Origin of the sequence: Zoogloea sp., from assembly GCF_041904905.1 — a bacterium.
Classification (GTDB): Bacteria; Pseudomonadota; Gammaproteobacteria; order Burkholderiales; family Rhodocyclaceae; genus Zoogloea.
The window spans coordinates 1-21,782 of record NZ_JAYRMI010000052.1 but is presented as its reverse complement, the minus strand read 5'-3'; the positions used below and the strand labels follow the sequence as shown (position 1 = coordinate 21,782).

23 protein-coding genes are annotated in these 21,782 nt (G+C 71.0%); 12 read left to right on the top strand and 11 right to left on the bottom strand.

Going from position 1 to position 21,782, the window contains the following annotated elements; translation table 11 throughout:
• Window positions 1-172: 172 nt before the first annotated feature.
• Window positions 173-622, top strand: a complete 450-nt coding sequence (locus tag ACE3N6_RS13930) for a YaiI/YqxD family protein (protein ID WP_374246380.1) — start codon at window positions 173-175, stop codon at window positions 620-622.
• 3 nt (window positions 623-625) lie between these two features.
• Here the strand turns inward: ACE3N6_RS13930 and ACE3N6_RS13925 are convergent, their stop codons facing one another.
• From ACE3N6_RS13925 to ACE3N6_RS13910, 4 genes are read right to left on the bottom strand one after another with little or no spacing between them, the layout of a single operon-like run.
• Complete coding sequence (locus tag ACE3N6_RS13925) at window positions 626-2,038, bottom strand: patatin-like phospholipase family protein (RefSeq protein ID WP_374246379.1); 1,413 nt, start codon at window positions 2,036-2,038, stop codon at window positions 626-628.
• 9 nt (window positions 2,039-2,047) lie between these two features.
• On the bottom strand, window positions 2,048-3,031 hold the full coding sequence (locus ACE3N6_RS13920) for a cation diffusion facilitator family transporter (protein WP_374246378.1): 984 nt from the start codon (window positions 3,029-3,031) through the stop codon (window positions 2,048-2,050).
• A complete protein-coding gene (locus ACE3N6_RS13915) occupies window positions 3,028-4,107 on the bottom strand; it encodes a nitroreductase family protein (protein ID WP_374246377.1) in 1,080 nt (359 codons plus the stop codon). Before ACE3N6_RS13915 ends, ACE3N6_RS13920 begins: the two co-directional genes overlap by 4 nt.
• Before the next feature lie 50 nt (window positions 4,108-4,157).
• Window positions 4,158-5,057 carry a ThiF family adenylyltransferase gene (locus tag ACE3N6_RS13910; RefSeq protein ID WP_374246376.1) on the bottom strand — a complete coding sequence of 300 codons (900 nt, stop codon included), beginning with the start codon at window positions 5,055-5,057 and terminating at the stop codon, window positions 4,158-4,160.
• Between the two features lie 194 nt (window positions 5,058-5,251).
• Here ACE3N6_RS13910 and ACE3N6_RS13905 point away from each other — a divergent pair, with 194 nt between their 5' ends.
• Entirely contained in the window at window positions 5,252-6,022 is a 771-nt protein-coding gene (locus ACE3N6_RS13905) for a PEP-CTERM/exosortase system-associated acyltransferase (protein ID WP_374246375.1), read from the top strand.
• Here the strand turns inward: ACE3N6_RS13905 and mnhG are convergent.
• From mnhG to mbhE, 7 genes are read right to left on the bottom strand one after another with little or no spacing between them, the layout of a single operon-like run.
• Window positions 5,988-6,281, bottom strand: coding sequence for a monovalent cation/H(+) antiporter subunit G (gene mnhG / locus ACE3N6_RS13900; protein ID WP_374246374.1), 294 nt, complete (start codon window positions 6,279-6,281; stop codon window positions 5,988-5,990). The two genes, ACE3N6_RS13905 and mnhG, sit on opposite strands and share 35 nt — an antisense overlap.
• Window positions 6,282-6,288: 7 nt before the next feature.
• Window positions 6,289-6,549, bottom strand: a complete 261-nt coding sequence (locus tag ACE3N6_RS13895; protein ID WP_374246373.1) for a monovalent cation/H+ antiporter complex subunit F — start codon at window positions 6,547-6,549, stop codon at window positions 6,289-6,291.
• Window positions 6,546-6,884: a Na+/H+ antiporter subunit E gene (locus tag ACE3N6_RS13890; protein WP_374246372.1), complete on the bottom strand. Its 339-nt coding sequence runs from the start codon at window positions 6,882-6,884 to the stop codon at window positions 6,546-6,548. Before ACE3N6_RS13890 ends, ACE3N6_RS13895 begins: the two co-directional genes overlap by 4 nt.
• A complete protein-coding gene (locus ACE3N6_RS13885) occupies window positions 6,881-8,335 on the bottom strand; it encodes a proton-conducting transporter membrane subunit (RefSeq protein WP_374246371.1) in 1,455 nt (484 codons plus the stop codon). Before ACE3N6_RS13885 ends, ACE3N6_RS13890 begins: the two co-directional genes overlap by 4 nt.
• Complete coding sequence (locus ACE3N6_RS13880; RefSeq protein ID WP_374246370.1) at window positions 8,332-8,733, bottom strand: sodium:proton antiporter; 402 nt, start codon at window positions 8,731-8,733, stop codon at window positions 8,332-8,334. The genes ACE3N6_RS13885 and ACE3N6_RS13880 overlap by 4 nt, the downstream gene beginning before the upstream one ends.
• Window positions 8,730-9,164 carry an MnhB domain-containing protein gene (locus ACE3N6_RS13875; protein ID WP_374246369.1) on the bottom strand — a complete coding sequence of 145 codons (435 nt, stop codon included), beginning with the start codon at window positions 9,162-9,164 and terminating at the stop codon, window positions 8,730-8,732. Before ACE3N6_RS13875 ends, ACE3N6_RS13880 begins: the two co-directional genes overlap by 4 nt.
• The gene (mbhE, locus tag ACE3N6_RS13870; protein ID WP_374246368.1) at window positions 9,161-11,479 is read right to left on the bottom strand and encodes a hydrogen gas-evolving membrane-bound hydrogenase subunit E; all 2,319 of its coding nucleotides are present in this window, start codon (window positions 11,477-11,479) and stop codon (window positions 9,161-9,163) included. Before mbhE ends, ACE3N6_RS13875 begins: the two co-directional genes overlap by 4 nt.
• Before the next feature lie 306 nt (window positions 11,480-11,785).
• Between mbhE and ACE3N6_RS13865 the strand changes: the two genes are divergently transcribed.
• From ACE3N6_RS13865 to ACE3N6_RS13820, 10 genes are all read left to right on the top strand, one after another.
• Window positions 11,786-13,291: an aromatic/alkene/methane monooxygenase hydroxylase/oxygenase subunit alpha gene (locus ACE3N6_RS13865; protein WP_374246366.1), complete on the top strand. Its 1,506-nt coding sequence runs from the start codon at window positions 11,786-11,788 to the stop codon at window positions 13,289-13,291.
• A 65-nt stretch (window positions 13,292-13,356) separates the two neighbouring features.
• The gene (locus ACE3N6_RS13860; RefSeq protein ID WP_374246365.1) at window positions 13,357-13,617 is read left to right on the top strand and encodes a toluene-4-monooxygenase system B family protein; all 261 of its coding nucleotides are present in this window, start codon (window positions 13,357-13,359) and stop codon (window positions 13,615-13,617) included.
• Between the two features lie 24 nt (window positions 13,618-13,641).
• On the top strand, window positions 13,642-13,977 hold the full coding sequence (locus ACE3N6_RS13855) for a Rieske 2Fe-2S domain-containing protein (RefSeq protein WP_374246364.1): 336 nt from the start codon (window positions 13,642-13,644) through the stop codon (window positions 13,975-13,977).
• Between the two features lie 15 nt (window positions 13,978-13,992).
• Window positions 13,993-14,307: an MmoB/DmpM family protein gene (locus ACE3N6_RS13850; RefSeq protein WP_374246363.1), complete on the top strand. Its 315-nt coding sequence runs from the start codon at window positions 13,993-13,995 to the stop codon at window positions 14,305-14,307.
• Window positions 14,308-14,353: 46 nt separating this feature from the next.
• The gene (locus tag ACE3N6_RS13845) at window positions 14,354-15,340 is read left to right on the top strand and encodes an aromatic/alkene monooxygenase hydroxylase subunit beta (protein WP_374246362.1); all 987 of its coding nucleotides are present in this window, start codon (window positions 14,354-14,356) and stop codon (window positions 15,338-15,340) included.
• 51 nt (window positions 15,341-15,391) lie between these two features.
• Complete coding sequence (locus ACE3N6_RS13840) at window positions 15,392-16,408, top strand: 2Fe-2S iron-sulfur cluster-binding protein (RefSeq protein ID WP_374246361.1); 1,017 nt, start codon at window positions 15,392-15,394, stop codon at window positions 16,406-16,408.
• A gap of 96 nt (window positions 16,409-16,504) precedes the next feature.
• Window positions 16,505-19,489: an ATP-binding protein gene (locus tag ACE3N6_RS13835; protein WP_374246360.1), complete on the top strand. Its 2,985-nt coding sequence runs from the start codon at window positions 16,505-16,507 to the stop codon at window positions 19,487-19,489.
• Complete coding sequence (locus ACE3N6_RS13830) at window positions 19,411-19,974, top strand: response regulator transcription factor (RefSeq protein WP_374246359.1); 564 nt, start codon at window positions 19,411-19,413, stop codon at window positions 19,972-19,974. The genes ACE3N6_RS13835 and ACE3N6_RS13830 overlap by 79 nt, the downstream gene beginning before the upstream one ends.
• 79 nt (window positions 19,975-20,053) lie before the next feature.
• Window positions 20,054-20,635 (top strand): hypothetical protein, encoded by a 582-nt coding sequence (locus tag ACE3N6_RS13825; RefSeq protein WP_374246358.1) that lies wholly within the window; start codon window positions 20,054-20,056, stop codon window positions 20,633-20,635.
• Between the two features lie 84 nt (window positions 20,636-20,719).
• Window positions 20,720-21,553 (top strand): NADPH-dependent oxidoreductase, encoded by an 834-nt coding sequence (locus tag ACE3N6_RS13820; protein ID WP_374246357.1) that lies wholly within the window; start codon window positions 20,720-20,722, stop codon window positions 21,551-21,553.
• Window positions 21,554-21,782: the final 229 nt, after the last annotated feature.

The following is a 21,782-nucleotide window of genomic DNA, read 5'->3' as shown; positions in this document are numbered from 1 at the left end:
TAGACCGCCGATGGATTTATTGCTGTGCACAATGCCGCGATTCGCCGGCGGCCGGCGGACCCAAAAGGGGTTTTTCCGGAAAAGCGGGGCCGATCCGTTGTTTTTTGGCAACAGAGAGGCTGCCCTGCGCGGGGTTACACTGGCGCCCTTCCCTTTCACGCCCCCACGCCCCATGCAAATCTGGATCGACGCCGACGCCTGCCCGGCGGTGGTCAAGGACATCGTCTTCCGCGCCGCCGAACGCCTGCAGATCCAGACCTACGTGGTGGCCAACCGGCTGCTGCGCACGCCGCCGTCGCGCTTCATCCGGGCGATCCAGGTGCCGTCGGGCTTCGACGTGGCCGACGCCCACATCGTCGACACCCTGGTCGCGGGCGATCTGGTCGTCACCGCCGACATTCCGCTGGCCGCGGCGGTGCTGGAGCGCCAGGCCCACGCCCTCAACCCGCGGGGCGAGATGTACACCGCGGCCAACATCGCCGAGCGCCTGTCGATGCGGAACTTCCTGGAAGAGCTGCGCAGCAGCGGGGTGCAGACCGGCGGACCGGCGGCCTTCAGCCAGGCCGACCGGCAGGCCTTCGGCGGCGCGCTGGACCGCTTTCTGGCCAGGGCGACGCGCTGAGATTCAGCGGTCGAGATCGGCCGCGAGCTGGCGGGCGATGTCGGCGAGGGTGCGCACCAGCGCGGGCGCCGGCAGGGTGTCGAGGGGCGTGCCCATGTCGTGGAGGGCCTGGATGTGCCCCACCGGGTTGGGCGCGTCGCCAATCGCGCTGAGCAGCACCCAGCGCACCTCGACGGCGTAGCGGGCGGCGGCCTCGAGAAAGAAGGCCAGCTCCTCGTCGCGGATGAAGGGCGAGGCCAGAAAACCCGGCGACACCAGCAGCAGCGCAACGCGGGTGGAGGCCAGCGCCCGGTCGATGGCCTCGCGCCACAGCTCGCCGGGGGCGATCAGGGTGTCGTCCCACACCTGCAGGCCGCGCAGCTCGACGTAGGGCGCCAGCGGCGCCTTGACCACCTCCAGCCAGTCCTTGTCCCGGTGGCTGTAGCTGATGAAGAGCTGGCGGCGGGAGAAGCGCGACAGGCGGTTGGCGAAGCCGCGCATCAGCGCCGACGCGGTGTTGACCGCCCGCTCGTCGTGGGCGCGGGGCGCCAGGGCGCCGCCGGATGCGGCCCGCCGGCGTTCGCCGGTGAGATCGTCGCCCCAGTCGCGCAGGCAGGCGGCGGCGGCCCGCCGGCCCACTTCGAAGAGATAGGGCTTGCGGTGCTCGGCGGCCTCGAACTGCTCCATCTCCAGATCGAACACCGGCACCTCGATGAGGCGCGCGCGGGGGATTTCGTCGATGAGGTAGCGGTCGCGGCTGGCCACGCCGGCCCCGACGATGGCCTTGACGAAGCGCCCGATGCCCCGGGGCGGCGCGGTGACCGGCGCCTCTGCCGGCTGGAGCGCCACGATGGGGTACTCGTCGTCGAAGCGCCCCACCATCCAGATCGGGCAGTGGGTGGCGATGGCGGCATCCACCACCACCCGCCCGCCGGCTTCGTGGGGCGGGAAGAACAGGGGGATGCCCACCGCGATGCGCACCGCCTCGGTCACCTTCATGTCGGCGTGGGTGTCGCTGGCGTAGACCAGGAGCTGCCGGGAGAGCAGGTCGATGCCGGCGGTGGCGAAGGGGATGGCCAGCTCGCCGAAGGTCTTGCCGGGGCCGATCAGGGTTTCCATCGTCTGCACCACGGCGTCGCTGTCGTAGGGCGCGAAGGGCCAGCGCAGCCACGATGCGTAGCGCAGCGGCCCGGGCAGGCTGGGCTTGCCCAGCAGGCTGCGCAGATCGACCGCCTCGACCCGCGCCCGCACTTCGGCCATCGGCAGGCCGGTGGCGACCAGGGCGCCGACCAGGCTGCCCGCGGAGCAGGCCGAGATGCTGGCGAACGCGATGCCGGCTTCTTCCAGCACCTCCAGCGCGCCCAGGTAGGCGAGGGTCTTGACGCCGCCCGAGCCCAGCACGAGATGAACCCGGGTGCGCGGCGGCGGGGCGCTCATGGACGGCGTTCAGCCCAGCGCAGCCGGCCTGGGGCAGCCGTCGTCCATCCCGTCCAGCTCGATCTGGAGGGTGGGGTGGTGGATGCCGAAGCGCTGCTTGAGCCCCTGGGCCACGTCGGCCAGGAAGGCGTCGCCGGGGTGGCCGCCTGGCATCACGAGGTGGGCCGACAAGGCGGTGTCGGACGTGCCGAGGGCCCAGATGTGCAGGTCGTGCACGTCCTTCACGCCGGGCAGCCCGGCCAGCCAGGTGTGCACGTCCACCAGGTCGATGCCGTCGGGCACGCCGTCGAAGGCCAGATGCAGCGATTGGCGGAACAGGCCCCAGGAGCCCACCACGATCACCGCGGCGATGGCGAGGCTGACCGCCGGGTCGAGCCACCCCCAGCCGTAGCGCAGGTAGAGCACGCCGGCCGCCACCACGCCCAGGGACACCAGGGCGTCGCCGGCCATGTGCAGGAAGGCGCCGCGGATGTTGAGGTCGGACTTGCTGCCGGACATGAACAGCGCGGCGGTGATGCCGTTGATGAGCACCCCGACCGCCGCGACCACGATCACCGTCCAGCCGGCGACGGGCGACGGCGACTGGAAGCGCTGCACGGCCTCCAGGGCGAGGGCCCCCATCGCCATGAGGAGCAGCGTGCCGTTGACCAGCGCGGCCATGATCGAGGCCCGCGCCCAGCCGTAGGTGAGGCGCCGGGTGGGGCGCAGGCGCGCGGCGGCGCTGGCGCCCCAGGCGAGGATCAGCCCGGCGACGTCGGACAGGTTGTGGCCCGCGTCGGCCAGCAGGGCGAGGGAGTCGGACAGCCAGCCGTAAATGGCCTCGACCAGCACGAAGCCGACGTTGAGGACGATGCCGATGGCGAAGGCCCGGTCGTAGGAGGCCGGGCCGTGGTGGTGGCGATGGTTGGCGTGACCGCCGTGGCGGTGGTCATGTCGGTGGCCGTGGCTGCAGGCGTGCCCGGCGTGGTCGTGGTGGGCGTGGTCGTGACTCATCGGGCGGGCAGCAGGAGTTCCTCGACGCTCTTGCGCAGGGAGCGCGAGCGGGGCGGATCGCTCACCCCGACGCGGCAGAAGAAGGTGAGGCCCTGGTCGGGCCCGAAGCCGCCGATGCGCTCGAACTCGTCGGCCAGCGCGGCGGCCCCCTGCCGGATCTCGGGCAGGGCCGAGAAGTGCTGGTTGTGACGGGCGTACCAGCGGAAGATCAGCGGCGTCATCTCGGGCTGCAGGTGCAGGCCCACGGCGGCGGCGGTGAGCCACACCCGCTGCAGCACCACCCCGCCGCGCACGTGGGCCTCCACCCCCACCGCCGGCTCGTCGGCGAGCACCAGCAGGTGGGCGGCGCAGGCGATGGCCGGGATGTAATCGAGCTGAACCCGCGGAGCGATGGTGCCGCCGAGATACTTGTTGAAGAACTGGACGCGCCCCCAGCTCGCCATCACCCACTCCATCAGCCGGGCGGTGGCGCCATCGACGCCCACCGCCTGCTCGGGGATGCGATCCTTGCTGAAGCGGGTGCGCCACTCGATGATCTCTTTGTGCACCGGGTAGGCTTCGGGGCAGGTGAGGCGCAGGTAGGCGTTGCGCCACAAGAGGCCCGCCACCTTGCGCCGCGCGGCGCCCGCCTCGAAGAAGCGCACGCGGTAGCCCGGGCCCGGCGCCGCCGCCAGGGCGGCCCGCTGGGCGTCGGTGAGGGGCGTGGTGCGCATCGGGCGGCGCTGCACGCTGCGGCCCTCGACGAAGGGCAGGAGCGGATCGGGCGCGAGGCCCGGCGCGGCGCTGAGGGTCACGTCGAACACCGGGGCCTTGTCGTCGCTGCCGGGGCGCAGCTGCCAGGTGGCGGCGAGCCCCTCGCCGCTGGCGGCGATGCGCAGGGTCTCGAGCAGCGCGCCGTGGGCCATGTGGCTGGCGTGGCCGTTGAAGTCGTAGAGGCACCACTCGCGGGTGTCGTTGCCGTGGATGGCGATGCGGTCGTCGGCGACGATCTCGAAGCGCCACGGCTGGGTGTTGTCGCCACTGGGGGCCCAGCGGGCCAGGTCGAGGATTTTCAGCAGGGTTTCGCGGCTGGCCATCGAGGGCTCTCCTGGATCGGAAACGCGGGGCGTGGAAAGGGGTGAGGCGGTCAGGCCGTGCGGGCGAACTTGCCCTGACGCATCGCCTTCAGCTGACGACGGGCGATGAACAGGCCGAGCTGCTGGATCGGGTTGCGGTTGCCCCAGGGCCGCCAGGTCTTGACGTAGCGGTTGCGGTAGGCGTCGAAATGAAAGCCCCACGGGGCGCACAGCACCTTGCCGCGGCCAAGGAGGATCTTGAGGGCCTCGGTGGCGGTGACGCCGGCGCACAGCTGGCAGGCGGCGATGGTGCTGGGGCCGCGCCGGGCGTTGAAATCCACCCGGCTCGGGTCGGCCAGGTAGCCGCGCTGGAGCATCGCCGGCGACAGGCCAAGGAGAAAGCGCACCGCCATCTCGTCCTCGTCGCAGCCTTCGAGGCGGAAGTATTCTTCGAACGACATGTGCCCCGGCAGGAAGGACAGCACCGCCGTGCCCATGCCCAGCGGCGCCGCGGTGACCGCCGGCACGCCCAGGCGGTGGCAGGCGTAGAAGGTGTCGCGGCGGGCCTTGAACGCGAAGAAGTCGAGGCCGTCCACGTAGAGGTCGACACCCGACAGGAAATCGTCCAGATTGGAAGCGTCCACCCCGCGGTCGAAGATGCGGATGTCCAGTTCGGGGTTGATGTCCTTCGCCATCTCGGCCATCACCGCGGCCTTGGGGCGGCCCACCGTGGACATGGCCGCGCCGGCCTGGCGGTTGAAGTTCACCAGATCGAAGGTGTCCATGTCGGCAATGTTGAAGGCGCCGACGCCAAGCCGGGCCAGGGTGAGCAGATGCACGCCGCCCACGCCCCCCATGCCGGCGATGGCAATCCGCTTGCCGCGCAGCGCGGCCTGCTCGGCCTCGGTCACCCAGCCGATGTTGCGGGCAAAGGCTTCACGATAATCAAAGGTTTGGCTGGCGTCGGGCATGCGCTTCATATCCGTCTGACCGGGAAACATTATGATACGACACTTCGCGTGCGACCCTCGCCGCGTTGCCTGCGCCAACCGCCGTCCGTCGGACGTTTCCGGCCGGCGATGCCATTTTGGCCTTCAGGTCTCGCCCGGGCGGTCGTTGATGCTCGATACATTCATCCCGTATTCCCAGCTAAGGCCAGTTCGCCATGTCGCTACTTGATCGTTTCAGTCTGGGTGAAGGCTTCAAGAAGTACTTCGAAGTGGCCGCCGCCTTCAGCGACGACCTGCGCAACGACGTCTATGGCATCCGCCACGAGGTGTACTGCGAGGAGCTGGGCTTCGAGCCCGTACGCCCGGATCGCCGCGAGAAGGACGACAACGACCGCCACAGCCTGCACTGCCTGCTGCGCACCTCCAGCGAGCCCCACGTGCTGGTGGGCTGCAACCGGCTGGTGATGGCCCGGCCGGAAGACCCGGCCCACCCGCTGCCCTTCGAGCACGCCTGCCGCGCCACCCTCGACCGCTCGATCATCGATCCGGCCCGGGAGCCCCGCGGCGCCATCGCCGAAGTCTCGCGCCTCGCGGTGCGCGCCCACTACCGCCGCCGGAAGGGCGAGACCAAGACCGCGCTGGCGCTCTCCGACGACGACTTCGGCACCAAGGAGCAGCCCCGCTTCCCGTACATCCCCATCGGCCTTTACCTGGCGGTGGTGGCCCTGGCCAAGCGCGAGGGCATCGAGACCCTGTTCATGCTCACCGAGCCGCGGCTGGCCGACCACTTCTCGAAGCTGGGCGTCAGGATCACCCAGATCGGCGGCCCGGTGGAGCACCGGGGCATCCGCGTGCCGTCGATGATGAACGTCGATCACGTCATCAAGAACCTGCGCTTCTTCATCAAGCCGATCTGGCGGGTGGTGGTGGAGGAGATCGAGGCCGGCTACATCAACGGCCGCCCCCCCTTCCCGATTCCGGACTGACCGGGCCGCGCGCCCGCTCGCGCAGCGCGGCGCGGGCCAGCAGGTGCGAGGCCGCCGGCAGGGTGACCAGCAGGGCGACGAAGATCCCCAGCGCCCTGAGCGCCCAGTCCAGCCCGCCGCCCTTGATCGCCACCCCGATCAGCAGCACCCCCAGCGCCAGCGTCGCCGCCTTGGTGGACGCGTGCTGACGCGACAACGCATCCGGCAGGCGCAGCACCCCCACCGCGGCGATCGCCAGCAGCACCATTCCCAGCAACATCAGGCCCTCAGCCACGCCGGCCTCCCCGTTTCTCCACCGCCCGCGCCCACGCCAGGGTGCCCACGAAGGCCACCAGCGCCACGCCCAGGGCCACATCGAGATACAGCACCCGGCCGGTGATCGCCGCCGCCAGCGCGCAGGCGGCAACCCCGCAGGCGGAGAGCAGGTCGAAGGCCACCACCCGGTCGGCGTCGGTCGGGCCGCGCAGCAGGCGAACCGCGGCCAGCACCACCGCCAGGGCCAGGAGGCCGATCGACAGCGCGTTCATGACTTCACCCCGCACAGCACCCGCACGTGGCGCTCGAAGTGGCGGCGGATGCCCTCGGCCGCGCCGGCCTGATCGCGCCCGTCGAGCAGATGCACCAGCAGGCAGCGGGTTTCCATGTCGATATCCACCACCGTCGAGCCCGGCGTGAGGGTGACCAGGCTCGCCAGCAGCGCCGCGCCCGCCTCGCTCATGGGCGCGAACTCGTAGCGCATCAACACCGGCTGCGCCGCCGCACGGGGCGCGAGGATGATCCGCACGGTGGCCAGCCCGGACAGCACCAGCTGCCACACGAAGGACACCGCCAGCACGCCGGCCGCCACCACCCGCCTCATCATCGCGCCACCTCCACCAGCCCCGCCGCAGCCTGCCCGGCAAAGCCCAGCAGCGGCTGGGGGAACAGCCCGATGCCAGCGGTGATCGCCGCCAGCAGCGCCACCGCAGCCATCGCGGCAAACGGCAGCCGGCCCACCGCCACGGGCGCAGGATGGGGCTTCCAGAAAGCCTCGATCCAGATCTTGCTCATCGAGTAGAGGGTGAGTACCCCGGTGGCCAGCGCCACCCCGCCCCACACCCAGTGGCCGCCGGCAAAGCTCTCGCGCAGCACCAGAAACTTGGACCAGAAGCCCGACAGGGGCGGAATGCCCACCAGCGACAGGGCCGGCACCGCAAAAACGATCGCCAGCAGCGGCCGCGCCGCCGCCACCCCGCCGATCCGCCGCAGGTCGTAGCTGCCGGCCACGCGGCACACCAGCGCGGCGATCAGGAACAGGTTGGCCTTCACCACGATGTGGTGGATCGTGTAGAAGATCGCCGCCGTGTAGCCGGCCGGGGTGGCCAGCGCCACCGCGAGGATCAGGTAGCCGATCTGGCTGACGATGTGAAAGGCCAGGATGCGCCGCAGGTCCCAGTGCCAGGCCGCGCCCAGGGCGCCCGCCAGCATCGTGGCCACCGCCACCGCGCCGAGCACCGTCTGCCAGTCGGCCATCGCCGCCGGGAAGACCTGCCCGAAGAGCCGCAGCAGCGCGTAGATACCCACCTTGCTGAGCAGCCCCGCGAACAGCGCGAGCACCGGCGCCGGCAGCACATGGTAGGCCGCCGGCATCCACGAGAACACCGGAAACGCCGCCGCCTTGGCCAGGAAGGCCACCGCCAGCAGCGCCACGCCCGCCGCCAGCAGCGGGCTCATGGGCGCCTGGGCCAGCGCCGCAAAGTTGAGCTGGCCGGTGGCGCCGTACACCACCGCGATGCCGGTGAGCAGCACCAGCGTACCCACCATGTTGAGCACCAGATAACGCAGCGTACCGTCCAGCGCCGCCGCCCGCCCCCGCAGCGCCAGCAGGCCCAGCACGGCGATCAGCATCACCTCGAACCACACGTACAGGTTGAACAGATCGCCGGTGGCGAACGCCCCGCCCACCCCCGCCATCAGCCCATGCACCAGCGGCAGCACCGCCGAGCGCCGCCCCGCCGCATCCACCCGCGCCGCCTGGAAGACCAGGCACACGAAGGCGATCAGCGCCGAGACGAGGATCATCCCCGCCGACAGGCGATCCACCGCAAACTCGATGCCGAAGGGCCGCGCCCAGTTGCCGAGGATCAGGCTCAACCGGCCGTGGGCCTCCACCGCCTGCAGCACCCCGAGCGCCGCCAGCAGGTTGGCCACCCCGGCCAGCAGGCTGAAGGCCTCCGCCAGCCGCGGCCGGGCCGCCAGCAGCACGCAGCCGACGGCGCCCATCAGCGGCACCAGCACCGGCGCCAGGGCGAGGTTGGCCATCCCAGCGCTCATGCCCGGCGCTCCGCATCGAAGGGCCGCGGCTTGCCGTCGGGGCCGGCGCCGGGTTCCGCGTCGGCAAGGCGATCCACGTCGCCCTCCGGCCGCTTTGCCAGCAGCGCCATCGACAGCACCAGCGCGAAGCACACGAAGGCGAAGCCGATCACGATGGCGGTGAGCACCAGCGCCTGGGGCAGCGGGTTGGCGGCGGCGGCGGCGAGCACCGTGTCGGCGTCGGCCAGGATCGCCGGCACGCCGGAATCCACCCGCCCCGCCATCAGCACGAAGAGATTCACCGCGGTGCCGGCCAGGGCGAGGCCCACCACCACCCGCAGCAGGTCGCGGGCGAGGATCAGCCACACCGCGGCGCCGCCGCACAGGCCGATGGCGAGGGCCAGCAGCCAGGCGTTCATGTCTTCCTCCAGAGCGCCAGCACCAGCGCCGCCAGCCCGCCCCACACGCAGAGCATCACCCCCAGGTCGAAGAGCATCACCGTGGACCACGGCAGCGCAAGGCCGGCCACATGCCACTCGCCGCTGAAGTGCGTGAGGAAGGGCCGCCCCGCCACAAGCGCCGGCACGCCGGCCAGCGCCGCCATCCCCACGCCCAGCGCCGCGAGGGCCTCCGGCGCCAGGGGCAGGCGCGCCCGGGCCGCCCGTCCGCCAAAGGCCAGGGCATAGCTGGCCGTGGCCGCCACCGCCAGCAGCCCGGCAATGAAGCCGCCCCCCGGCGCGTTGTGGCCGCGGAACCACACCACCAGCGCCGCCAGCAGCAGCGGCCGGTAAGCCAGGCGCACCAGCTGCTCGACGAGGATCTCGCGGGAGCCGAGGCGGACATCGCTCATCGCCCGGCCCTCCCCATCCGCCGCAGGATGCCGCCCGCGGCCAGCGCCGCCAGCAGCACCACGGCGATCTCGCCGAGGGTGTCCAGCCCCCGGAAATCCACGATGATCACATTCACCACATTGCGCCCGTGGGCGGCGGCGAGGGATTGCTCGCCAAAATATTGCGACAGCGCCCCGTCGAAGGGCGCGGCGGTCATGCCCAGCGCCAGGAGCAGCAGCCCCAGCCCGGCCAGCACCGCGGCGACCAGCGCCAGCGCCGGCCGGCCGTGGGGCAGCACGTCCCGCCCGGGGCGCAGCAGGCGGCCCAGCGCCAACGCCACCACCACCGCGAAGACCCCATCCACCGCCAGCTGGGTGAAGGCCAGATCCGGCGCCCCGCGGGACAGGAAGACCAGCACCGAGCCCAGCCCGGCGAGGCCGCTGGCGAGGAGCAGCGCCATCCGCCGCCGCACGAAGACGCAGGCCAGCCCCGCCCCGGCCACCAGCAACGCCCCGGCGGCGAGGCCGGCGTCCACGTTGCCCGACGCGGCCGGTAGCTCAAGCCCCGCCAGCCACGGCAGCAGGGCCAGCCCGGCGGCGGCCAGCAGGGTGGCGGTGTAGACCGGCAGGCGGCCGTGCTGGAGCAGCGGCGTCACCGCCCCGGCGAGCGTGCCCAGCCCCGCCATCGCCCGCTCGAAACCGCGCTGGCCGCTGGGCCCGCGGGCGGGGTCGCGCCCGTGCAGCCCACGCGCCCGCTGCAGCCGGAAATACAGCCAGATGCCGCCCACGAAGGCCGCCGCGCTCATGGCCAGCGGCAGGTTGAAACCGTGCCACAGGGCGATGCTCACCGCCGGCATCGGTGCGCCGGTCACCGCCGGCACCGCCACCGCGAGCAGCGGGCCGAAGGTCTGCATGGGCAGGAGCCCCACCGCCACGCACACCAGCACCAGCAGGTCGACGGGGATGCGCATCCACAGGGGCGGCTCGTGGGGCGTGCGGTCGAGGCCGACCGGCTCGCCGTGGAAGAAGGTGTCGTGGATGAAGCGCGTCGAATACGCCACCCCCAGCAGCCCCGCCAGCACCGCGCCGGTGGGCACCAGCCAGGCCAGCAGCGGGTGATCCACCGTCAGCGCCTCGGCGAAGAACATCTCCTTCGACAGGAAGCCGTTGAGCAGCGGCACGCCCGCCATCGCCGCGGCGGCGGTCATCGCCAGCACCGACGTCCACGGCATGTACCGGATCAGCCCGTTGATGCGGCGCAGATCGCGGGTGCCGCACTCGTGGTCGATGATGCCGGCGGCCATGAACAGGCTGGCCTTGAAGGTGGCGTGGTTGAGGATGTGGAACACCGCGGCCACCACCGCCAGCTCCGATCCCAGCCCCAGCAGCAGGGTGATGAGCCCCAGGTGCGACAGCGTGGAGTAGGCCAGCAGGCCCTTCAGGTCGTGCTGGAACACCGCGTACCACGCCCCCACCAGCAGCGTCGCCAAGCCTGCGAGGCTCACCGCATACAGCCACATGTCGCTGCCCGCCAGCACCGGGTAGAGCCGCGCCAGCAGGAACACGCCGGCCTTCACCATCGTCGCCGAGTGCAGGAAGGCCGACACCGGCGTGGGCGCCGCCATCGCGTGGGGCAGCCAGAAGTGGAAGGGAAACTGGGCGCTCTTGGTGAAGGCCCCCAGCAGGATCAGCGCCAGGATCGCCGGGTAGAGCGGGTCGGCGCGCACCGCCGGGCCGGCGGCGAGCACCGCGTCGAGATCGAAGCTGCCCACCGCCTGCCCCAGCAGGATCAGCCCGGCCAGCAGGCACAGGCCGCCCCCGGCGGTGACGGTGAGCGCCATCCGCGCCCCCTGACGGGCGTCGTCCCGGTGGGTCCAGAAACCGATCAGCAGGAAGGACGCCACGCTGGTCAGCTCCCAGAACACCAGCAGCACGATCAGGTTGCCGGCCGTGACCACCCCCAGCATCGCCCCCGCAAAGGCCAGCAGATAGGCCAGGAAGCGCGGCTCGGAATCCTCGACCGACAGGTAATAGTGGGCGTACAGCACCACCAGCGACCCGATGCCCGCGATCAGCAGGCAGAAGATCCACGCCAGCCCATCCACCCGCACCGTGTAGTCGATGCCGGCCAGCCACGGGGTGCTCGTGCGCAGCAGCTCGCCGGCGAACACCGCCGGCCCCAGCGCCACCGTCAGCGCCCCGCACGCCAGCATCGTCGCCCCGGCCAGGAGCGCCGACAGGCCACGCCGCTGCGCCGGCAAGGCGCCCACGAAGAACGCCGCCGCCAGAGGCAGCACGGGCAGGAAGGGGAGAAGACTCAGGACGCCGGAATTCACCGGCGGATGGTAGCAGCGTCGGGGCCCGCGGATAAGTCGAAAAAACCGGCACCAGCCTGCGGAAATACCGTTACCCGCCGGGCTCGCGCCGCGCCGCGGGTGGCCTGGTCGGGCGGAGCGTGGGCGGCGCTTGCTGCAGGGCATCTAAACCATCGTCTAATTTTTGGACAGCAAAAATCTCGATAAATTGAGCACCGAGTGGTTGAACGGCCCCCAGCCGCCGACCGGTCGATTCGGGGCGACAGCGTTCGCCCGCACAAAAAAGGTGCCGAACCGCACCCGCATTCCGATAAGGAGGAGACACCCATGGCCGTACTCAACCGGATGGACTGGTATGACCTCGCCAGAACCACCAACTGGACCCCCAAATACGTCGGCGAGGACGAGCTGTTCCCGCCCATGCTGTCCGGCACCTTCGGCCTGCCGCTGGCCGCCTGGGAGCAATACGACGAGCCCTACAAGCAGACCTACCCCGAGTACGTGAAGGTGCAGCGCGAGAAGGACGCCGGCGCCTACTCGGTGAAGGCCGCGCTGGAGCGCAGCCGCATCTTCGAGAACGCCGATCCGGGCTGGAAGTCGGTGATGAAGGCCCACTACGGCGCCATCGCCCGGGGCGAGTACGCCGCCGCCAGCGCCGAGGCGCGGATGATGCGTTTCTCCAAGGCGCCGGGCATGCGCAACATGGCCACCCTGGGCTGCATGGACGAGATCCGCCACGGCCAGATGCAGCTCTACTTCCCCCACGAGCACGTCTCGAAGGATCGCCAGATGGACTGGGCCTTCAAGGCCTACGACACCAACGACTGGGCGATGATCGCCGCGCGGCACTTCTTCGACGACATCATGATGACCCGCGACGCCATCAGCGTGTCGATCATGCTCACCTTCAGCTTCGAGACCGGCTTCACCAACATGCAGTTCCTCGGCCTTGCTGCCGACGCCGCCGAAGCCGGCGACCACACCTTCGCCAACCTCATCTCCAGCATCCAGACCGACGAATCCCGCCACGCCCAGATCGGCGGCCCGGCCCTCAAGGTGCTCATCGAGAACGGCCACAAGGCCGAAGCCCAGAAGCGCGTGGACATCGCCGTGTGGGGCGCCTGGAAGCTGTTCTCGGTGCTCACCGGCCCGATCATGGATTACTACACGCCGCTTGCGCACCGCAAGCAGTCGTTCAAGGAGTTCATGGAGGAGTGGATCGTCGCCCAGTTCGAGCGCGCCCTCACCGACATGGGCCTGGAGCTGCCCTGGTACTGGGACATCTTCCTCAAGGATCTCTCCGAGACCCACCACGGCATGCACCTGGGCTCCTACTTCTGGCGCCCCACCGTGTGGTGGAACCCGGCCGCCGGCGTCACCCCCGACGAGCGCGCCTGGCTCGAAGCCAAATACCCCGGCTGGAACGACACCTGGGGCCAGTGCTGGGACGTGGTCATCGACAACGTGGTGGACGGCAACATGGCCATGACCTACCCCGAGACCCTGCCCTACGTCTGCAACATGTGCCAGCTCCCCATTCTGGGCACGCCGGGCAAGGGCTGGAACGTCAAGGACTACCCGCTCGAATACAAGGGCCGGCTGTATCACTTCGGCTCCGAAGTGGACCGCTGGGTCTTCGAGCAGGAGCCCGAGCGCTACGCCGGCCACCTCTCCATCGTCGACCGCTTCCTGGCCGGGATGATCCAGCCCATGAACCTCGAAGGCGCGCTGGCCTACATGAACCTCGCCCCCGGCGAGATGGGCGACGACGCCCACCACTACGCCTGGGCCGAGGTCTACCGCGCCCTGCGCGAAACCCGCAAGGCCGGCTGAGCCCGCCGCCCCATCGCCCCCCGGCGCCACCGCGCGCCGGGCAACCCGACACCCGGAGAATCCCCATGGCCCTGTTCCCCCTCACCTCCAACTTTGAAGGCGACTTCGTGCTGCAGCTGGTCGCCGTCGACACCGACAACACCATGGACGAAGTGGCCGCCGCCGCCGCCGTCCATTCGGTCGGCCGCCGCGTGCGCGCCCGCCCCGGCCACATCCTGCGTGTGCGCCAGCAGGGCGCCGCCGACTTCCTGCCGCGCGACCTGAAGGTGGCCGACGCCGGCCTCAAGCCCACCGAGACCGTCGAGATCGTCTGGCAGGCCGCCTGAGCCCGCCCTCAACCGGAGCACGACATGAGCTTTACCAAGGTATGCACCGTCGACGAGCTGTGGGAAGGCGAGATGGCCCCCTTCACCGTCAACGACCACGAGATCGTGCTGGTCTGCGCCGACGGCGGCGAGATCAGCGCTTTCCAGGGCGTCTGCCCGCACCAGGACATCGCGCTGGCCGAAGGCCAGTTCGACGGCAAGAAGCTGATCTGCCGCGCCCACCTGTGGCAGTTCGACGCCAGCAGCGGCAAAGGCATCAACCCCGACGACTGCGCGCTGGCCAAGTACCCCGTGCGCATCGACGGCGACGACATCTACGTGAGCACCGAAGGCGTCGAACCGCTCTTCGCCCACAGCTGAACCCAGGAGAACCCCATGAGCACAGCCAGCGCCGCGCAGGCCTACCACAACAACCTCGTCGGCCCGGTGATGCGCGCCGGCGACCTCGCCCAGGCCGTCATCGAGGCCGCCAAGGTCGACAACCCCGGCAAGGAAGTCTTCGTGGACGACAAGCGGGCCTACATCCGCATCCACACCGAACACGAGATGATCCTGCGCCAGGCCACCATCGAAGAAGAACTCGGCCGCCCCTTCAAGATGAACGACCTGGAGGTGGACCTCAGCTCCTTCGCCGGCCAGATCGAGAGCCGCGACGACTCGGTGCGCTTCTACTTCGCCAAGAAGCTCTGAGCCGCCACCGCCCACCAGACAAGACAGAACACCGGAGGAGACAACCATGACCGAAGCCCAAGTGCTCAAGCCCCAGAAGACCTGGAGCCACCTCGCCACCCGCCGCAGGAAGCCCAGCGAGTACGAGATCGTCAGCGCCAACCTGCACTACAACGACCGCGACCCGAACGCCCCCTACGAACTCTCGCCCGACCTGTTCATGAACGCGTGGTACAAGCGGAACACCTTCGGCACCGCCCTCAAGCACGCCGACTGGAACGCCTTCCGCGACCCGGACGAGGTGGTCTACCGCACCTACAACCTCATGCAGGACGGGCAGGAGACCTACGTCACCGGCCTGTTCGACCAGTTCAACCAGCGCGAGCACGACAAGGCCGTAGACCCCCGCTGGGCCGGCACCCTCGCCCGGCTGTACACCCCGGCGCGCTACCTCTTCCACACCGTCCAGATGGCCTCGGCCTACGTGGGGCAGGTATCGCCCGCCAGCACCCTCACCAACTGCCACTACTTCCAGATGGCCGACAGCCTGCGCTGGCTCAGCCACACCGCCTACCGCACCCGCGAGCTGTCGCAGACCTTCGCCGACGTCGGCTTCGGCCTCGACGAGCGCCGCTACTGGGAAGAAGACCCCGCCTGGCAAGGCTTCCGCGAGCTGATGGAGCGCACCCTCACGGTGTGGGACTGGGGCGAGGCCATCGTCGTCCTCAACCTCGTCGCCAAGCCCGCCATCGAAGAGACCGTGCTGCGCCGCCTGGGCGAATCCGCCCGCCACAACGGCGACCTGCTGCTCGGCCTGCTCACCGACGCCCAGCTCATCGACGCCACCCGCCATCGCCGCTGGCTCGCCGCCTTCGTACGGATGGCCCTCGACACCCCGGACAACCTCGCCCTCATCCAGGGCTGGATCGCCAAGTGGGCGCCGCTGGCCGACCGCGCCATCGACGCCTACTGCGCCGCCCTGCCCGACGTGCCCGACGCCGCCGCCGCGGCCCGCGCCGCCACCCGCGACTTCCGCCGGTCCCTCGGCCTGTAACCCGATCGGAGCGGGGCGCGGCGGCCCCCACCGCCCGCCCCGAAAACCCCCATGCAAGCAATCCACATCCACAACGACAAGGACGGCACCGGCTTTGCCCAGGCAGAAGGCGACACCGTCCTGCGCGCCGCCCTGCGCGCCGGGGTCGGCCTCGCCCACGAATGCAACGCCGGCGGCTGCGGCGCCTGCAAGTTCGAGCTGATCGACGGCGAACTCGAAACCCTGTGGCCCGACGCCCCCGGCCTCTCCGACCGCGACCGCCGCCGCGGCCGCCACCTCGCCTGCCAGTGCCGGGCTCTCGGCCCCCTGCGCATCAAGGCCAGCGCCGGCCCCGAATACGTGCCGCGCATCCGCCCCGCCCGGCGCAGCGCCCGGCTCGCCGGCATCGCCGACCTCACCCACGACCTCCGCGAGTTCCGCTTCGTCACCGACAGCGCGGCGGATTTCCTGCCCGGCCAATACGCCATGCTCGACCTGCCCGGGGTCGGCGCCTCCCGCGCGTATTCCCTCGCCAACACCGCCAACGGCGCCGGCGAATGGCACTTCCAGATCCGCCGCGTGCCCCACGGCCGCGGCACCCACGTCCTGTTCGACACCCTCAAGGTCGGCGACAGCGTCGACCTCGACGGCCCCTACGGCGTGGCCTGGCTGCGCACCGACGCCCCCCGCGACATCGTCTGCGTGGCGGGCGGCTCGGGCCTCGCGCCGATGGTCTCCATCGCCCGCGGCGCCGCCGAAGCCGGCCTGCTCAAGGATCGCCGGCTCCACTTCTTCTACGGCGCCCGCACCCCGCGCGACGTCTGCGGCGAAGCCCAGCTCGCCCCCCTCGACGGCTTCGGCGAGCGCATCCGCTACGTGCCGGTGGTCTCCCTGCCCGGCGACGACGGCGCCTGGCAGGGCGAGACCGGCTACGTCCACGACGCCGTGGCCCACCTGCTGCCCGCGCCGCTCGCCGGCTACGAGTTCTACTTCGCCGGCCCGCCGCCCATGACCCAGGCCCTCCAGGAAATGCTGATGGTGGGCCACCGGGTCCCCTTCGGGCAGATCCACTTCGACCGCTTCTTCTGAAGATCCGGTACAAAGTTCGCCCCTTTGCCCGCAAAACCGTATCGTATCGACGGGCCGGCAGCGCCGCCGGCCCGCCACCGGGAGGATCTCCACAGCGTGACCAGACAGACCTCGGTACGCGGCGTCGTGCTGGGCGACGACGACGCCCCCGACGTGCGCCGCCACAAGATGGCCCGCATCATCCTCGACTCCATGTACCAGTTCCTCGGCCTGCTGGACGTGGACGGCACGGTGCTGGAGATCAACCAGGCCGCGCTCGACGGCGCCGGCCTCAGCCTCGCCGAAGTGGTCGGCCGGCCCTTCTGGGAAGCCCGCTGGTGGTCGGTGTCCGACGAGGTGCGCCACCGGGTGCGCGACATGATCGGCGAAGCCCGCGCCGGGCGCTTCGTGCGCTGCGACTTCGAAGTGTTCGGCGACCTCCACGGCAGCAAGACCATCGCCATCGACTTCTCCCTCACCCCCATCCTCGACGACAGCGGCCACGTCGCCTTCCTGCTGCCCGAAGGGCGCAACATCACCGAGAAGATCGAGCGCAGCGCCGAACTCACCCGCAAGAACGGCGAGCTGCAGGTGGCCCTGGAGAAGCTCAAGGAGATCGACGGCTTCAAGACCAAGTTCTTCGCCAACGTAAGCCACGAGCTGCGCACCCCGCTCACCCTCATCCTGGGCCCGGTGGACCAGCTCATCCACGAAGCCACCGCCCGCAGCGAACGCGAACGCGCCCGCCTCACCGCCATCAAGCGCAACGCCCAGTCGCTGCTCCAGCAGGTGAACAACCTCCTCGACCTCGCCCGCATCGACTCCGACCGGATGCCCATGGCCTACACCCGGGTCAACGTGCCGGCCTCGATCCGCGAGATCGCCGCCGGCTTCGAGGGCGAAGCCGAAGCCCGCGCCATCCGCCTCGCCGTGCCCGCCGAGGACGAACTCTACGCCGACATCGACCGGGCCAAGTTCGGGCGGGTGATGACCAACCTGCTCGCCAACGCCTTCAAATTCACCCCGCCCGGCGGGCGCATCGGCTGCCGCATCGCCCGGCTTGCCGGCGAGCGCCTGCTCATCGACGTGCAGGACACCGGCCCCGGCGTGCCCGACGCCATGAAGCGCCACATCTTCGACCGCTTCACCCAGGGCGACGGGCAATCCGGCAGCGAAGGCAGCGGGCTGGGGCTCAACATCGTCAAGGAATTCGTCGAGCTGCACCGGGGCACCGTGGTGGTGCTCGACGCCCCCGGCGGCGGCGCCCTGTTCCAGCTCGAGCTGCCGGCCCAGGCCCCCGACGGCGCCTACGTGCGCGCCAGCAGCGGCCGGCCCAAGCCCGCGCCGCCCCCCAGCATCGCCCCGGCCCCCCAACCCGCGCCGGCCAACCCCGCCTTCCGCCCCGGTCGGCCCCGGGTGCTGGTGGTGGAGGACAACCCCGACCTGCGCCACTTCCTGCAGGACGTGCTGCTCGACGAATACAACGTCACCCTCGAAGCGGACGGCGACGCCGCCCTCGCCACCGCCCTGGCCGACCCGCCGGATCTCATCGTCACCGACCTGATGATGCCCCGCTGCGACGGCGAATGCCTGCTGCGGGCCCTGCGCAGCCGGCCGGATTTCCCCAACGTGCCCGCGCTGGTGCTCTCCGCCCGGGCCGACGACGCCCTGCGCGAGCGCCTGCTCGAAGAGCTGGCCCAGGATTACCTCACCAAGCCCTTCTCCCCCCAGGAGCTGCGCGCGCGGGTGCACAACCTGGTCACCGTGAAGCGCACCGTGGACATCCTGCAGAAAGAGCTGCACACCCAGGCCTCCGACATCTGGGAACTCACCGCCGGGCTGGTGGAGAGCCGCAAATCCCTGCAACGCAGCTTCGCCGCGCTCCAGGTGGCCGACCGCCGCTGGCTCGGGCTGTACGAGAACACCGCCGTCGGCATCGCCCTGGCCGACCGGGACGGCCGCATCCTCTCCGCCAACCCCGCCCTGCAGCGCATGCTGGGCTACGGGCCGGAGGACATCGCCGGCGTCTCGCTCATCGCCCTCACCGACGCCGCCGAGCGGGCCACCACCGCGCGCAACGTGCACGGCCTCGTCGATGGCGAGCTGCCCGCCTACCGCACCCAAAAGCGCTACGAGCGGCGCGGCGGCGGCCACCTGTGGGCCAACGTCTCCGCCTCGCGCATCCCCGCCATCGCCGAAGACGGCCCGATGCTCGCGGTCATCGTCGAGGACATCACCTCCCGGATGGAGGCCGAACGCTCCCTCGCCGCCACCCGCACCGAGCTTGCGCGGGTAGCCCGCTTCACCGCGATGGGCGAACTCGTGGCCTCCATCGCCCACGAAGTAAACCAACCCCTCGCCGCCGTCATCACCAACAGCCAGGCCGCCCTGCGCTGGCTCTCCCTCGACACCCCCAACCTCGCCGAAGTGGCCGCCGCCCTGCACCGCGCCAACCGCGACGCCACCCTCGCCGCCGCCGTGATCGCCCGCATCCGCAAGTTCCTGCGGGCCGGCGAGATCAAGCGCGAGCGCGTCGACCTGCCGCGCATCCTCGACGAGCTGCTGCAGATGCTGCGGGCCACCCTCGCCGAACACAGCGTGCAGGTCAGCCTCCGCCTGCCCTCGCCGCCCCCCGCCCTCACCGCCGACCCGGTGCAGCTGCAGCAGGTCATCCTCAACCTCATCGTCAACGCCGTGGACGCCCTGCGCGAGACGCCCCCCGAGGCCCGCAGCCTCGCCATCGAGGTGAGCGCCGAGCCCGCCGGCGGGGTGCGCATCGCCGTGCACGACAGCGGCCCCGGCGTCGCCCCCGACAGCCAGGCCCGGCTCTTCGACGCCTTCTTCTCCACCAAGCCCGACGGGCTGGGCATGGGCCTCGCCATCGCCCGCTCCATCGTCGAGAACCACGGCGGCCGCCTGTGGCTCGACCCCCCCCCCCCCCCCCCCGCCCCCAGATCCCGCCCCCACCCCCCAGCCCCACGCCCCCGCCCGACCTCGTCCACGTCGTCGACGACGACCTCTCGGTGCGCGAAGCCCTCAGCAGCCTGCTCCGCTCGGTGGGGCTCGCCGTGCGCACCTACCCGTCGGCCGCCGACTTCCTGACCGCCCCGCGCGAGCCCGGCGTCGCCTGTCTGGTGCTCGACGTGCGGATGCCCGGCATGACCGGCCCGGCCCTGCAGCACGCCCTCGCCCGCGCCGGCGACGACATCCCCATCGTCTTCATCACCGCCCACGGCGACATCCCCATGGCGGTGCGCGCGATCAAGGCCGGCGCCGTCGAGTTCCTGCCCAAACCCTTCCGCGACGAAGACCTCCTGGGCGCCATCCACACCGCCCTTGGCCACGCCCGCGCCGCCCGCCGGGAGCACGCCGAGATCGACGTCATCCGCCGCAAATATGCCTCGCTCACCGCCCGCGAGAAGGAGGTGATCGCCTACGTCATCCAGGGCGCCCTCAACAAGCAGGCCGCGGCCGAGCTGGGCGTCACCGAAATGACGGTGAAAGTGCACCGCCACAACGTGATGCGCAAGATGGGCGCCACCTCCATCCCCGATCTGGTGCGCATGATGGAGCGCCTCCCCCCCTGAGCCCGCCGCGGCCCCCGTCATCCGGCTGCAACGCGCCCCGCCTATGCTGGCCTCCCCTCCCCCCCGACCGGAGACCGCCATGTACCTCTCGCCCAGCGACATCCAGCACGCCCGCCTGCACACCCTCGACAACCTCCACGCCGCCTCCCAGGCCTGGGTGGACGCCACCGAACGCCTCGCCGAGCTGGCCCTGCGCGCCGGCCGGCTGGCCCTGGAAGAAAGCCGCGACCACCTCGAAGAACTCGCCGAATCCCGCAGCCTGCGCCTCGACGCCCTGCCCCTCGAACGCCTCGCCGACTGGCGCAGCGAATCCGCCGGGCTGGTGAGCGAATGCTTCGAGATCGTCGGCGACGCCCAGCAAGCCCTCCTCCAGATGGCCCGCGATCAGGTCGCCGCCCTCGACACCCTGCTCCTGCGCCAGATGGACCGCGCCGCCCTCTCCGCCGACGCCACCGGCGAAGCCGCCATCGGCCACGTCAAGACCGCCATCCGTCAGGCCGAAACCAGCTTCAACGAACTGGCCGACGCCGCCGCCCGCGGCGCCGACATGGTCGAAGCCCAGGTGCGTCAGGTGTCCGACGCCTTCGTCGGCGGCAGCGAACCGGCCGAAAAGGTCGAAGTACCGCCCCCCGCCCGCAGCCGCCGCACCCGCGCAGGCTGAACCGGCCGGCGTTCCTGGCGCTAGAATTCCGGCCTTGGCGGCAGGGCGCGCCCCGCCCCAGCCCCGGCACACGTCAGGAAAGCCATGAACACCCCCAGCCCCACCCAACACGCCCTCTACCAGGCCCGCTACGGCTCGCCCGAGGTGGCCGTGCCCACCGCCGGCTCCCCGGTCATCGACCACCTGCTCGCCCACCGCTCGGTGCGCGCCTACCTGCCCGATCCGGTCTCCGATGACCAGCTCGCCGCCATCGTGGCCGCCGCCCAATCCGCCGCCAGCTCCTCCAACCTGCACGCCTGGAGCCTCGTCGCCGTGCGCGACCCCGAGCGCAAGGCGCGCCTCTCCATCATGGCCGGCGACCAGCCCCACATCCGTCAGGCCCCCCTCTTCCTCGTCTGGCTGGCCGATCTCGCCCGGCTCGAACAGGTCGCCAACACCGCCGGCGAAGCCCACGCCGCGCTCGATTACCTGGAAATGCTGCAAGTCGGCTTCATCGACGCCTCCCTGGCCGCCCAGAACGCCGTCGCCGCCGCCGAATCCCTGGGCCTGGGCACCGTTTACATCGGCGGCATCCGCAACCAGCCCGAAGCCGTCGCCGCCGAGCTGCAGCTCCCGCCCCGCGTGGTCGCCGTGTTCGGCCTGTGCGTGGGCACCCCCGACCCCACCCAGCCCGCGGCCGTCAAACCGCGCCCGGCGCAATCCGTGGTGCTCCACCGCGAGACCTACTCCCTCCCCGCCCAGGCCCAGGGCCTCGCCGACTACGACGGCGCCATGGCCGCCTTCTACGCCAGCCAGGGCATGAAGGTCCGCGGAGCGTGGTCCAACCACTCCGCCAAGCGCATCCGCGACGCCGCCGCCCTCACCGGCCGCGACCGCCTGACCGACGCCCTCAAAGCCCGCGGCTTCCCCCTCAAATAAGCCCGCCAATCCCTCTCGCAAGGCTGCGAATCCTTCACGCAGCCTTGCGAATGCTTCACACAGCCTTGCGAATGCTTCACACAGCCCTGCGATTGCCTCACGCAGCCCTGCGAATGCTTCACGCAGCCGTGCACATCCTTCACGCACGCCTGCGAATCGTTCTCTCACCCCTGCGATTGCTTCACGCAAGCCTGCGAATCCTTCACGCAGCGCTGCGAGAAGCATTCGC